Raw genomic sequence first — 13,010 nt, 5'->3', positions numbered from 1 at the left:
TTTAATTTTTGACTTCAGCCATTTCGATGACTCGTTCTTCGATATCTTTAACCAAGAAATTTAGAGGTTTATTGCGACGAATTTTATATTTTAATCGTCTTGATTGTACCCGCATTAAAATTTCTTCTAAACAATCATGATCAAAACAAACATGACGTTGACGATTTTTAGTCCCATAACTTGCCCCAGAAATAATATGTAATTGAGTATTTTTTTTCAATTGATACCACAGTCCTTCTGAACCTCTAAAATTAGTGGTAGTGGTTGCACTAGAAGTAGCAGACATATACAAAGGATCAACCCCTGCTGTGCCTAATGTTTGCTCATAATTATAATAATAATGCAGGGGAATATCCGCCACATTTAATTGTAGTAAACCTTCATAAAATTGTCGGGCTACTTCCAAATCTGATACCATCACTGTATGTACTTTAGGCGCGCTGGTGAGAAACATCCACATTGCTAACGCATAAGCAGCTAGTAGCATCACCATGATGCCTTGGGTAGAGAAAACACTATCAATGGGCAAAAATGCCCCCAGAGAATGAGAAATTAGGGTTAAACTTGTCACAATAGTCATAGACAACTGATAAAAGTGATAAAGACGATGTTGACTCGTCTTACTTTACTACAAAGAGAACCAACTTTGACTCAATCAATGCCAAAAAAAACACGGATGTCAAGTTTTATTCTTTAATTTTATCTATTTTTACATATCTTGGCAAGAGGTGAATTGAATTATAAATTATAAATTATGAATTATGAAAATATATAATCATCTGTTTTATGTTAATTATTGTGTTGTAAGATCTAAGTGTAATGTATAGACGATGAGGACAAGGCAACAGTAACGGAATGGTTTAAATATAAAAGTTACTAATGCCTTGTCCCTACAATAGATTATGGTATATGTCGTTTTTGCACGAGATTAAACACAATGATAACAACAATTGGTGTTAGAGAAACTATCAAAAATCTAAGCGACTTACGAACATATTTTAACTTAACCCAAACCGAAGATGATAATTTTTTCCGGGAATGGTATGAAGAATTACCCGAAATAACCGAAACAGAAAATATTGCCATCTCTCGTATTAAACAACGATATGACTATCATCGACAAACCCAACCCTTACTAGAAGGAACTATTAATTTACTCGTTATTTCTCCCTTATTAGAAATAGCAGGATTTTTTGATCCTCCTTTTAAAATTAGTTCCCCAGAGTCTATACAATTAATAATAGAAGACCCTGATCAAACCATTATTAAAGGTATGATTGATGTTTTAGTCATTCAAGAAACATTATGGATATTAGTAGTTGAATCAAAAAGAACAAGTATTCCTGTCCCTTCAGCATTTCCCCAAATTTTAGCTTACATGATGGCAAATTCTCAAAAAAATAAGCCAACTTTTGGGATGGTAACTAATGGAGACAGTTTCGTTTTTCTGAAGTTATCTCATCAAGAAAACACACCAAAATATGATGTTTCTAGAGAATTTTCTCTCTTTCCAAGACGACATGAATTAACTCAAGTTTTGCAAATATTAAAACGTTTATCTAAATTATGAATTATGAATTATGAATTATGAATAGAGAAGGTGGGCATTGCCCACCCTACAATTATGGTTGCCAATTTGCCCAATCTTGGGGTTTTAAGAACACTTCATATAACTGGGATTCTGGTGTATTTGCTTCCGGTTGGTAACAGTATTCCCAACGAACTAACGGCGGTAAAGACATCAAAATAGATTCAGTTCGTCCATTAGTTTGTAAGCCAAAAATTGTACCTCGGTCATACACTAAATTAAACTCAACATAGCGTCCCCGTCGATACAATTGGAATTGACGTTCTCTGTCTCCATATTCAATATTCCGTCGTCTTTCCACAATCGGAAGATAAGCAGGTAAAAATGATCGTCCACAATCATTCACAAAAGCAAATAACTCTTCCCAAGTACGAGGAGTTGAAGCAGGTAATTGATTACTATAAATAGCCGCCTCTTTATCAGGATGAGGCCCCCGATATAAGGGGTCATTCCCATCTTGATAATCAAAGAAAATACCTCCGACTCCCCGCATTTCTTGGCGATGATTTAAATAAAAATATTCATCACACCAAGGTTTAAATACGGGATAATATTGAGGATGATGTTTATCACAAGCTTGCTTTAAAGTTTGGTGAAAATGGGCCGCATCTTCAGCAAATGGATAATAAGGAGTTAAGTCAATACCTCCCCCAAACCACCAAACCGGCCCCGCCTCAAAATAACGGTAATTCAGGTGAATTGTAGGAACATAAGGGTTACGGGGATGAAGTACCATAGAGGTTCCCGTCGCATAGAAACCATGGCCCGCAGCTTCAGGACGCTGCTTTAAAATGGAAGGGGGTAGTTCGTGTCCCCAAACTTCTGAAAAATTTACGCCACCTTGTTCTAATAAATTTCCTTCTGTGAGAACACGAGAACGGCCTCCACCCCCTTCTTCTCTTTCCCAACTGTCTTCGCGGAATTTACCGCCATCTGCTGTCTCTAACCCGTGACAGATTTCATCTTGAATGGTTTTCATGAACTGACTCACCCGTGTTTTGGCATCAGCAGGTGGGACAAAAGCTGTCTGAGGATTGCTAGTCTCTGTTGTTAAAGAGGTCATAATGTGGCTTTAGGTCTTATCATCACAAAGTTACTTTAGATCAATCTACGGCTTGCTTGAGACATTAAGTTAGAGTTGAAAACTATCTTAATATTAAAGACCCCACAGGTTATCTCTCATCCTTTACAATTATAGATTTGCCGGAGCATTGTTGCGGGAGGCAGATGGTGATTCTCAATTTCTCATTAAAGTTAATTTTTGCTAAAGATAAGTTATTATGCAGTTTTTCCCTTTATAAGCGATATCGCGCTATGAGTACGGCCCCAGCAGACGTTCTCTGGCATAAATTGATTGATGTGGCTGATGTTTCTTGGCATCCCTTATTCTCTAAGACCAATGTTCCTCTGGGATTGATTGCTAAACCGGGTTTGATTTATCAAGCTGTCACCCGTTTAACCCCTATTCCTATTCGTTTATTTGTGGAAAATGTTCGTCCAGGTGAATTATTAAGTCTTCGGGTGTTGACTATTCCGGGGATGGAACAAAAAATCACTTATCATGTAGAATCGACTTTATGTGGGACTTATATCTCTTATTCGGTAACGTTACGGGGATGGCTATCACCGTTAATTTGGTGGTTAATTAAACCTTATTCTGCTAGTGTTGCCACAGAATTAGCCCATGCGGCCGAACGTCTACTTGCTTAGCTGATATCCTCATTTTTGTTAAGACGTTCTCGAATTTGTTGCAAATGACTAATATCATCAACAGGAAATCGAGGAGATGGTAATTCGTTATTGGGCCAACCTGATAAATCAAAACAGGTACACACAGTAGACGCAACTCCGGCCACCGCAATGGGAACAGGTAATTGACATCTGGCGCAACCTGTGATTTCCCAGGCCGGACTTAATAATTGTTGAATTGTTTGTTCGGTTCCTTCTAAATAGCAATCAATTTCTAGACAGAGAATGCGTTGCCAACACTTTTCAAACTCAGATGAATAACGATTTCCTGTAAAAATTTGACGTGGAAGGATAGTTTCTTGACAATTTGGCACAAAAACCCCTTTACCCAACTGAAACCAATGGGCCAGATAACGTTTTACCTGTTCTTCCGATGCCATATTCATAGAAGTTTTGCGGATTAATAAGTTGATCTAATGCTAACATTTCGGGTCTCCCGTACTTGTGCTGATCACAAAATCTTATTAAGAGATATTAATTCATCAGAAATGTGGATAGTGCATTTTTAGTATTGATTTTTATAATATGAAATTAGATTTAATATTGATTTTTGTCTATGATAATTATTCTTTTATTTTATATCTAAAATCTAGATTTGTCAAGCTAATTCTGATATAACTTTACATAACTTTAAAAAAAGGCTTAGATCATGTTAATTGATTTTGACTCAAGTGCCGATGGCATTGCTTTTGACTCCCGTACTTGGTGGTGGTGGCCAACAAACCCTCCTGCGATTCATGGAACTCATGGGAATGACCATCTGTATGGTGATCAATACAGCCCATGGTATTACACTTACAATGACACTATCTATGGCTATAGTGGTGATGATTACATTTCCTCTGGTTTAGGAAATGATACCGTTTATGGAGGAAGTGGCAACGACACCATTAATGGCGGTAGTGGCAACGATCTGATCTATGGTGAGGATGGCAATGATCTGATCTATGGGGGAGAGGGTAATGATGTCATTAATGGTGGCAATGGTTATGACACAGTAAATTATAGTCATTTACATCAAAAAATCATCTTAAAACCTCAAGGAGTTGTGGAAAAAGGCAATCATACCTCCGTTGATCAATTGAATAGTATTGAAACGATTATTGCTAATCCTTTGGTATCAGGAAATACCATTGATTCTTCTACGGCAACAGGCACAACTTTTATTAGTGTTAATTTAGAAGCAGCAAGCCTTAATGTTAATGGGCTTCCCTTTGGAACTTTAACCTTCCATGTCTTCAATTTTGATGATGTTAAAGGGACTCAAAACAGTGATTTTATTGTTGGAGATAGCCAAGCTAATAATCTCTATGGTAATGGCGGAAATGACATTATTTCTGGCCGTTCAGGGAATGATTACATTGATGGCGGCAGTGGTAACGATTTTCTTTTTGGTGAAAACGATAATGATTACCTAGTGGGTAGTTACGGAAATGATTATCTAGATGGTGGAATGGGAAATGATACCTTAACGGGAGTAGGTTCTCATTCTTTGGGCTATTATGAAATTGATACATTAATTGGTGGAAGTGGCAGTGATTTGTTCCTCTTAGGAGATTATCATAATCCTTATTATGTGGGCGGCTATTCTCATGATTATGCCTTTATTGGTGACTTCCAAACAGGAGTTGATAAACTGCAATTACATGGATATGCTCATGATTATTCTTTCCAAGGATCTCAGATTCATTATCAATCTGATCTTGTGGCAATTGTAGGCGGAACCAGCTTTAATCTCCATGATATTAATTTCGCAGGTCGTTATCATTGGTGGCCAATTGATGACATCGTATCCTACCCTGATAGTAAATTAAAACTAAATACCATCGGAGAATTTCAGAGTCTAAATACCGAAGTGATGGTGTGATAAGTTCTCCAATAAGTACCGCGTGCAAAATTAATTGCACAGCCTCCGGCGCGGGTTTTGATATAATTTGACATGAATTTATTATCCTTTGGTAATTTTTGTAGGATGGGTTAGCGATAGCGTAACCCATCATTAATCTGTTCAATAACAGGCAAGATACCTGTTCCACCAGCAAACCCGATTTGATTAGGGACAGGGATTTAATTGCATTAACTAGAGATTCAGAAGTGTTCAACATTCATTTTTTTACATCTTTGACTAAAATTATTGATATTTGTTGAAGCTGTAAGACGCGATCGCTCGTAACCCCCTAGCAACACTTATGACTGATCTTAATTTTGGGGATTATTCCCTTAACCCTCTAGAATGCCCTACTTGCCACTAAGCTGTTAAGCATATAAATTGCTAGTTGAGATTGCAGGGGAGCGCCGGAGCAAAGGGAGCGCCGGAGAAGGAGTTTAAGCTTTTGTACTAAACAACCAAATACCCTGTTTAAATGCCTCTTAGCTTATCTCTGAATATTCTATCTTTATGTCAAACCCTGACTAATGTTAAGATTAAGGGTAGAATCCGTGAGGATGTTATGACTTTGGCCATGATTGGCCCAGTGCTAGAAATAGAGTCCTTTGAAATTCTTGAATCTTAACCGGGTGGGTACGGGACTGACGGGGCTCGAACCCGCAACTTCCGCCGTGACAGGGCGGTGCTCTAACCAATTGAACTACAGTCCCTTGTTTTTTAGTCCGATTATCATAATACCGAACTTTATAGGAGTTTGTCAAGGGTTTCGTCCAAAAAACTTTTTATCCAATTTAGGAGTTACGCACTGTAACGCAGTAATAAGGGTTTGAGATTGCTTCGCTTCGCAATGACGCAAAATCGCTATTTTCGGTTCTGAGTGCGTAACTCATTAGGTTAGTTTAACTTATTTTTCTGAGTTTCTTTTTGCTTTTTTTTACTATAGCGTGTCTCTGGTAAACTATTACCTACTCCTTGCATAATACCACGACCAATTAATCCTAAACCTTTTCCTATTACTTGAGTTAGCACATACACTAATCCCTTCCCGATTAATCTTATTAAAGAACGCATTAAAGGGGATAAAGCATCACGGGTTTCTAATAATATAGTCACGAACCAACCTAGTCCTGTTAGTTGTTCTAGTTCTTCTTGTCTGGGGGCATAAATTAAGATGGATTCAAGGCCTTTTTCTCCTAAAATAAATAAACGGTATTGACTTTGAAATATATTTTGGGGTTCTTCCCATATCTTTTGGCGGCGATATTCCCAGGCTAAACTATTACGAAATCTAGCAATTTCTCTAGAAGATGCCATATTAATATTATATAATTCTTGTTTGATTTTTTCAATATCTGAGAAATTATTTAAAATTAAAGATACAATCCCATTGGCTACTTGAATAATTAAATTATCTAGAATTTTTTCTGCCTGTTGTCTTGCTTCTGCAGCTTGGGGACGGTACAATAAGTTCTCAACGATAATTCCTTCTTCAAATAATAAATATCTCAGTAAATCAACCATAAATGGTATTTTTTCTAAAATCTCTTGTTCAACTAAAATAGTATAATTTGTAATAAGATCTTCTATTTCTTCTAGTCCGATATTTTGCCTAACTACACAATATTTACCTAAAAAAATTAAGGCAGATTCTCGCCAAATCCTTTGTAAAATTGCTACCGTATTTTTATCTGATTGTTTCGGGGTTAATTCGACAAATCTTAAATCATCTAAGACTCGGATAGTTTGACCTAAAATTAAGGTTAATATTTCCTGTTTTTGTTGTGTTTTTAAAATATCAATTTCTAGAGGTCTGGAAGTAGAATTAATTAAATTTGTTTGTACTTTTTTTATTATCTTATTAAATATAACTGCAATATTTTTGTTCTTAATGACTACCGATTTATTGAGAGAATTACCAAAACTACTATCAAACTTTTCTCCCTTTAATAGCTGATTTTCTCTAAATTCTGCAGATGAATTAGTTGTTATAATAATTGGCATTTGAACTAATTGATTGACTAACCAACGAGCGGCTAATAATTCTCTTTTTCTCCCTTGCCAAAATACTTTATCTAATCTAGAATTAACGGGTAAGTTTAATTTTTCATTAACTTCATCTAAATTTTTATCTATTTGATTAATACCTAATTTTTGCCAACTATTTAACCAAGTTAAAGGGGAACTAAAAGGGATCGTTTCTATGATAGTAGATTGATTAATATTAGTTAAGTTAGGCCAGATTATTTCACCCTGATCAATTTGGATTAATATCTCAATCAGTTGTTCAATGGGTATCCCTTTGAGACAATAACCTTCAATACCTAAATCTCGTAATTTTTCTAGGTAAAAACCATCAGTTATCCCCGTTAATAAACAAATTTTGAGGCTCAAATCACTTTGTTTAATCTCTTGACATAATTCCCATCCTGGATATGAATTATCGTCAAAATTAGGATCAATAATAATAATATCTACTTTTTGATTCGTTAATCTTTCTAGGGCATCTTCGGGAGTACCACAGACAGCAACTAAGCAAAACTGTTGATAATTGCTTAAAATAGTAGATAACCCCAACCGAAAAATGGGATCATGATCAACAATTAGTAAATTAATTAAGCGATCACTCACAAATCTAGAGGCTAAAGAATAATTAGAAGTTATAGAGTTTTTTTCACCGTAGGGGCGGGTTTTTTACAACATTTTATGATGCTAAGCAAAAGTTAAATAAACCCGCCCTTACATTATATTTAATGCTAAGCAAAAGTTAGATAAACCCCCTGATACCTTATGTATGTTTATAGCCATAAAAATTAATGCTATAATCAGTTATTTTTACACCTGTTTTTGTTTCAATTTGTTGTAATAAATCAGGGGGCAGTTCAATGTGAAGATCGATAATTTGATTAGTATCAAGACAATTAAGATGACTATGAGAATCACTAATATGACCATATAGTCTACCATCGCATCGTTCCACACACTCAATAATATTTTGACTCGACAAAGCCTCTAAATTCTGATATACAGAAGTATGACCAATATCTTTGCCTTCTTGATTCAAACGATCATAGATTTCCCTAGCAGACAAATGTTCTTGTGCTTTCCAGAGTAATTCTAGAATAAAGCGACGTTGACGACTTACTCGCATCCCCAAAGTTTGACAACGGTTTAAGGCATCTTCTAAACAGCGAATGGGTTGAATGAATCCTCCTGGCTCGTTCATAATACACTAATTGTTGATTTTTCATTAACTTATACATAGTCGTTACCAGTTTATCATAAATCCCAAATTTAGCCCAAAAATGACAAATCCTTATCAATGGATAGAAAAATCTCTATTAACCATTCATCAGGTTAATTGGTATCGAAGTGTCACAACAATTGATAGTTTACCGGGGGCAGAAATTTCTATCAATGGGCAAAAATTAATCAATTTTGCTAGTAATGATTATTTAGGATTAGCAGGAGATAAAAGATTAATAAAAGCGTCTATAGAAGCGACACAAAAATATGGAACTGGAAGCACAGGATCACGGTTATTAAGTGGTCATAGAGACTTACATCAAACCTTAGAAAAAGCCATTGCTAATTTAAAACAAACAGAAGATGCCTTAATTTTTAGTTCTGGTTATTTAGCAAATTTAGGAACTATTACCGCTTTAGTAGGACAAAAAGATCTTATTTTAGGAGATAATTATAATCATTCTAGTCTAAAAAATGGAGCTAAACTTAGTGGGGCCACCTACTTAGAATATGGTCACAATAATATTGCAGATTTGCACAATAAACTTCAGGAAAATCGTCAAAAATATCGTCGTTGTCTGATGGTGAGTGATAGTGTTTTCAGTATGGATGGAGATTTATGTCCTTTACCTGACTTGATATCCTTAGCGGAGTCTTTTGAGTGTATGCTTTTGATAGATGAAGCTCATGCAACTGGGGTTATGGGGAAAACAGGGGCAGGCTGTAGGGAATATTTTGACTGTGATGGTGAGAATTTAATTCAGATGGGAACCTTAAGTAAAGCACTAGGAAGTTTAGGGGGATATGTGGCCGGTTCAGGCAAATTAATTGATTTTTTACGCAACAGGGCCGCAACTTGGATTTATACGACCGGGTTATCTCCTGCTGATACGGCCGCGGCCTTAACCGCTATTGATATTATTAAAGAAGAACCTCAACGTCGTGAAAATTTATGGCACAATGTAACATTTTTGCGAGAAAAAACCGCTCAATTTAACTTAATTTCTTCAAATTCAGCGATTTTGTGTGTTGGATTAGCCAATGCTGAAACCGCCCTAAACTTAGCCAAAACATTGAAAAAAGAGGGTATTTTTGCCCCTGCCATTCGTCCTCCAACAGTTCCCACCAGTCGTCTAAGGTTTTCGGTGATGGCCACCCATACCTTAAACCATCTGCAACAACTAATCACCATTTTAGAGAAAAATCTGATCACCTAATTAATTTAATGCGCTGTCTTAATTGTCATTTGGATGGACTATCTCCACAGACCGAATTGTGTCCTCAGTGTGGGGCCCATATACCGTCATTGCTGCGAGAAGTATTACCCCAGGGGACTTATTTACGGTGTAATCAGAGTCAGGGCGTAAAATCTGGGACTTATTGTCTTGATTATGCCATGGGAAAAGGAAGTTTTGGTATTACTTATCGGGCCCACCATCAGATTTTGAATGATGTAGTAGCCATTAAAGAATTTTATCCTAGTCAATACGCAACTCGCAATCAACACAGCTTAGCTTTAAATATCCCTAAAAACCATCGGAACACTTATCAACGTAGTTTAGCTCGTTTTCTCGAAGAAGGGCGTATTTTAGCGAAACTGAATCATCCTAATGTGGTTCAGGTACGGGACTTATTTGAAGAAAGTAATACGGCTTATTTGGTAATGGATTTAGTACAGGGTAAAACCTTGTTACGGGAATTAGACAGTCAACCTCACCGCAGATTACCAGTACAACGAGTTGAGGCCTTGATGGGCCAGTTAGTGGATGCTTTGGAAACTATTCATCAGGCCGGTATTTATCATTTGGATTTAAAACCGGAAAATTTGGTATTAACTGCCCAAGATAAGTTAATTGTCATTGATTTTGGGGCAGCTACTCAAGCTATTCATGCCAGGGCTAAAAAAACTCGTTCTTTTACTGAATGTTATGCCCCTCCAGAACTGGTTTCCGGCGGAGAAATCGGGCCAGAAAGCGATTTATTTGAAATGGGCATGATTTTGTATGAAATGCTTACAGGGACTTTACCTCATCCGGCCATGACTCGTTTGATGGAGGGGGATAAGTGGCGACCTCAAGGACTAGAGGGGGTTTGGTATCGTTTGGTTATGAGTGCGATCGCCTTAAAACGGAAAGAACGCCCCAAAAATGTGCGAGAATGGTGGCAAAAGGAAAATTTGTCTGGGGTAACTTTACTGGGCCCCTTTTCTCAGGAAGCATCAGCCGGTAAAATTGATCCTCTCAAGGGATATTTTACTCTCCCTATGTTACAACAACAAGGCATGGAGCAACGATTAGGACGAGGTTGTATTCGGGGGTTAATACCCTTAGATCTCGATGGAGTGATGGTTTTAGGGGCAGGAGGAACCTCTTTATTAAATTTTAGTTCTCGTCGGGCCGGTTGGGAAATTGACTGTCCCACAGAATTAGGGGCCGTCAGTGGGGATAAACGGTTATTAGCTTTGGTCTGGCAAGAACAGATTTATTTATGGGATTTAACTCAAGGCCAGTTTTGGCGATCGCTACAAGGTCACAAAAAACAAATTACCAGTATTGCCTTGTCTAATAATGGTTCTCTATTGGTTTCCGGAAGTAAAGATGAAACGGTGAGGGTTTGGGATAGTTATTCAGGAGAACAGTTACACCAATTTTCAGAACCCATAGGATGGGTAACAAGTGTGGCCATAACCAAAGACGGTCAGTTAATAGCTTCGGGATGTGGAGATGGGACAATACGTCTGTGGGATAGACAGTCGGGCCAAGAAAAGACCGTTTTAGTTGGCCATGAGGGACGAGTAGACACCTTGACCTTTAGTGGAGACGGCAAATTATTGGCCAGTGGAGGCCGCGATCGCAAAGTACGAGTTTGGTTAGTCAATTCAAGTGAACTACAATTTTGTTTAGAAGGCCATACAGACTGGGTGTCTCAAGTGGTTTTTAGTGGGGATAATCATTTTTTAGCCTCTACTTCCGAGATAGATGATAAGTCTATTTGTATTTGGTCGGTGGAGAATGGCCAAGAAATGGCTAGGTTGAGGGGTCATTGGAATAGGGTGAGGGCGATCGCATTTTGTCAGGATAGTCGTTATCTTGTCTCTGGGGCCGATGACTATACAATTCGTCTATGGGATATTTTACAGGGTAAAACGGTGCATCAGTTACACCAACATACAAATTGGGTTTATGGTGTCGCTTGTAGTGCGGATGGTCGTTGGGTAGGGACAGGAAATAATGATGGTACTATTCGGTTATGGGATATTGTAGAAAGACGAGAAGTTCATGTTCTGCAAGGTCATGAGGAGGCTGTTTCTAGTGTAGCCTTTAGTTCTGATAGTCGTTGGTTAGTATCTGGGAGTTGGGATGAAACCGTGAGACTTTGGGATGTTCACAGTGGCAAACTAGCGCGTGTGTTTTCTGGTCATGATCATTGGGTCAAAAGTGTGGCCTTTAGTCCTAATAATCAATTTATTGCTTCTGGAAGTTGGGATAAAACAGTGCGTTTGTGGGAGGTTCATTCTCGATGGTTAACCTTAAATGCAAATAAACCTTTGCGAGTTCTTCAGGGACATCTAGATGATGTTGAATGTGTTGCTTTTAGTCCTGATAGTCAATTAGTGGCAAGTGGTAGTGATGATAAAACTGTTAGAATTTGGGAAGTATCTTCAGGACAACAAGTTAAACAATTTGAAGGACATACTTACAATGTAGAAACGGTAGCATTTAGTCCTGATGGTCAATTTATTGCATCAGGAAGTCGAGATAAAACTGTACGTTTATGGCATATTTTATCGGGAAAAGAAATGCATGTTTTTCGCGGTCATTTGGGTTATGTTAATTGTGTCGCGTTTAGTCCTAATGGTAATTTTATCGCTTCTGGTAGCACTGACAAAATGATAGCTTTGTGGGATTTGATGTCAGGAGAATTACTACAATTATTTCAGGGTCATACTCATTATATTAATAGTGTTGCATTTAGTGCAGATGGCAGTATTTTAGTCTCAGTAGATCATGATGGAGTCGTTCGTCTTTGGAAAATTAATTAATTATGATTGATCATGATCGACCCAAGGTTAAAGCACAATGATTGAGATTATTGGTAACATTAAAATTAGATCCAGCAAGAATGCAATTAATTTCGGGTTTTGTGGATACCTATCTCACTTTAAACCAAGCAGAAGAAACTGCTTTTCAAAGGGAACTTAAAACCTTTCAACAAGAGGAACAGGAGGAAGTTATGGAAATTGTTACCAGTTGGATGACACAAGGAATTGAACGAGAAAAAGCCTTAATTATACGCTTAATTAAACGAAAATTAGGACATATATATCGAGATATTGAAGTAAAAATCAGAGAATTAAACATTGATAAAATTGAAGAACTAGGAGAAGCTTTATTCGATTTTTCAACCTTACAGGATCTAGAAAATTGGTTAAATACAACCAACCAATAAATTAGAACTTTATTTTTTATTAATAATAAGTAAATGTAAGCCACACATCTTTGTCGGGATCAACAGAAGCACAATTGTTGATCCCTAACCCCT

General features: G+C 37.2%; 12 protein-coding genes and 1 tRNA gene. 7 read left to right on the top strand and 6 right to left on the bottom strand.

The window, feature by feature from the left end; translation table 11 throughout:
• Window position 1: 1 nt before the first annotated feature.
• Window positions 2-580, bottom strand: a complete 579-nt coding sequence (locus tag AsFPU1_RS10200; protein ID WP_124972386.1) for a glyoxalase-like domain protein — start codon at window positions 578-580, stop codon at window positions 2-4.
• Between the two features lie 357 nt (window positions 581-937).
• Between AsFPU1_RS10200 and AsFPU1_RS10195 the strand changes: the two genes are divergently transcribed.
• A complete protein-coding gene (locus AsFPU1_RS10195; protein ID WP_124972388.1) occupies window positions 938-1,570 on the top strand; it encodes a type I restriction endonuclease subunit R in 633 nt (210 codons plus the stop codon).
• A gap of 52 nt (window positions 1,571-1,622) precedes the next feature.
• On the opposite strand, the gene hemF is transcribed toward AsFPU1_RS10195, so the two are convergent.
• On the bottom strand, window positions 1,623-2,651 hold the full coding sequence (gene hemF / locus AsFPU1_RS10190) for an oxygen-dependent coproporphyrinogen oxidase (RefSeq protein WP_124972390.1): 1,029 nt from the start codon (window positions 2,649-2,651) through the stop codon (window positions 1,623-1,625).
• A 167-nt stretch (window positions 2,652-2,818) separates the two neighbouring features.
• On the opposite strand from hemF, the gene AsFPU1_RS10185 reads away from it, so the two are divergent.
• The gene (locus tag AsFPU1_RS10185; protein WP_124972444.1) at window positions 2,819-3,298 is read left to right on the top strand and encodes an SRPBCC family protein; all 480 of its coding nucleotides are present in this window, start codon (window positions 2,819-2,821) and stop codon (window positions 3,296-3,298) included.
• On the opposite strand, the gene AsFPU1_RS10180 is transcribed toward AsFPU1_RS10185, so the two are convergent.
• Window positions 3,295-3,723 carry a hypothetical protein gene (locus tag AsFPU1_RS10180; protein WP_124972392.1) on the bottom strand — a complete coding sequence of 143 codons (429 nt, stop codon included), beginning with the start codon at window positions 3,721-3,723 and terminating at the stop codon, window positions 3,295-3,297. The genes AsFPU1_RS10185 and AsFPU1_RS10180 overlap by 4 nt on opposite strands.
• Before the next feature lie 263 nt (window positions 3,724-3,986).
• Between AsFPU1_RS10180 and AsFPU1_RS10175 the strand changes: the two genes are divergently transcribed.
• Both AsFPU1_RS10175 and AsFPU1_RS22595 read left to right on the top strand, forming a co-directional pair.
• Entirely contained in the window at window positions 3,987-5,204 is a 1,218-nt protein-coding gene (locus AsFPU1_RS10175) for a calcium-binding protein (protein ID WP_124972394.1), read from the top strand.
• 496 nt (window positions 5,205-5,700) lie between these two features.
• Window positions 5,701-5,850 carry a hypothetical protein gene (locus AsFPU1_RS22595; protein WP_172957448.1) on the top strand — a complete coding sequence of 50 codons (150 nt, stop codon included), beginning with the start codon at window positions 5,701-5,703 and terminating at the stop codon, window positions 5,848-5,850.
• 11 nt (window positions 5,851-5,861) lie between these two features.
• Here the strand turns inward: AsFPU1_RS22595 and AsFPU1_RS10170 are convergent.
• The 3 genes from AsFPU1_RS10170 to AsFPU1_RS10160 all read right to left on the bottom strand — a co-directional run bounded on the left by AsFPU1_RS10170 (window position 5,862) and on the right by AsFPU1_RS10160 (window position 8,448).
• Window positions 5,862-5,935: transfer RNA gene (locus AsFPU1_RS10170), tRNA-Asp, on the bottom strand.
• A gap of 184 nt (window positions 5,936-6,119) precedes the next feature.
• On the bottom strand, window positions 6,120-7,853 hold the full coding sequence (locus AsFPU1_RS10165; RefSeq protein ID WP_227873394.1) for a DUF3685 domain-containing protein: 1,734 nt from the start codon (window positions 7,851-7,853) through the stop codon (window positions 6,120-6,122).
• Window positions 7,854-8,010: 157 nt separating this feature from the next.
• A complete protein-coding gene (locus AsFPU1_RS10160; RefSeq protein WP_124972398.1) occupies window positions 8,011-8,448 on the bottom strand; it encodes a Fur family transcriptional regulator in 438 nt (145 codons plus the stop codon).
• Window positions 8,449-8,527: 79 nt separating this feature from the next.
• On the opposite strand from AsFPU1_RS10160, the gene bioF reads away from it, so the two are divergent.
• The 3 genes from bioF (at window position 8,528) to AsFPU1_RS10145 (ending at window position 12,917) form a co-directional block, all read left to right on the top strand.
• A complete protein-coding gene (gene bioF / locus AsFPU1_RS10155; RefSeq protein ID WP_124972400.1) occupies window positions 8,528-9,685 on the top strand; it encodes an 8-amino-7-oxononanoate synthase in 1,158 nt (385 codons plus the stop codon).
• Window positions 9,686-9,693: 8 nt separating this feature from the next.
• On the top strand, window positions 9,694-12,510 hold the full coding sequence (locus AsFPU1_RS10150; RefSeq protein ID WP_124972402.1) for a protein kinase domain-containing protein: 2,817 nt from the start codon (window positions 9,694-9,696) through the stop codon (window positions 12,508-12,510).
• 80 nt (window positions 12,511-12,590) lie between these two features.
• Complete coding sequence (locus tag AsFPU1_RS10145) at window positions 12,591-12,917, top strand: DUF4351 domain-containing protein (protein ID WP_227873395.1); 327 nt, start codon at window positions 12,591-12,593, stop codon at window positions 12,915-12,917.
• Window positions 12,918-13,010 lie beyond the last annotated feature (93 nt).

This window comes from Aphanothece sacrum FPU1, from assembly GCF_003864295.1.
GTDB classification, from domain to species: domain Bacteria; phylum Cyanobacteriota; class Cyanobacteriia; order Cyanobacteriales; family Microcystaceae; genus Aphanothece_B; species Aphanothece_B sacrum.
The sequence above is the reverse complement of the archived record's forward strand: the minus strand, read 5'-3'. Positions and strand labels throughout refer to the sequence as shown.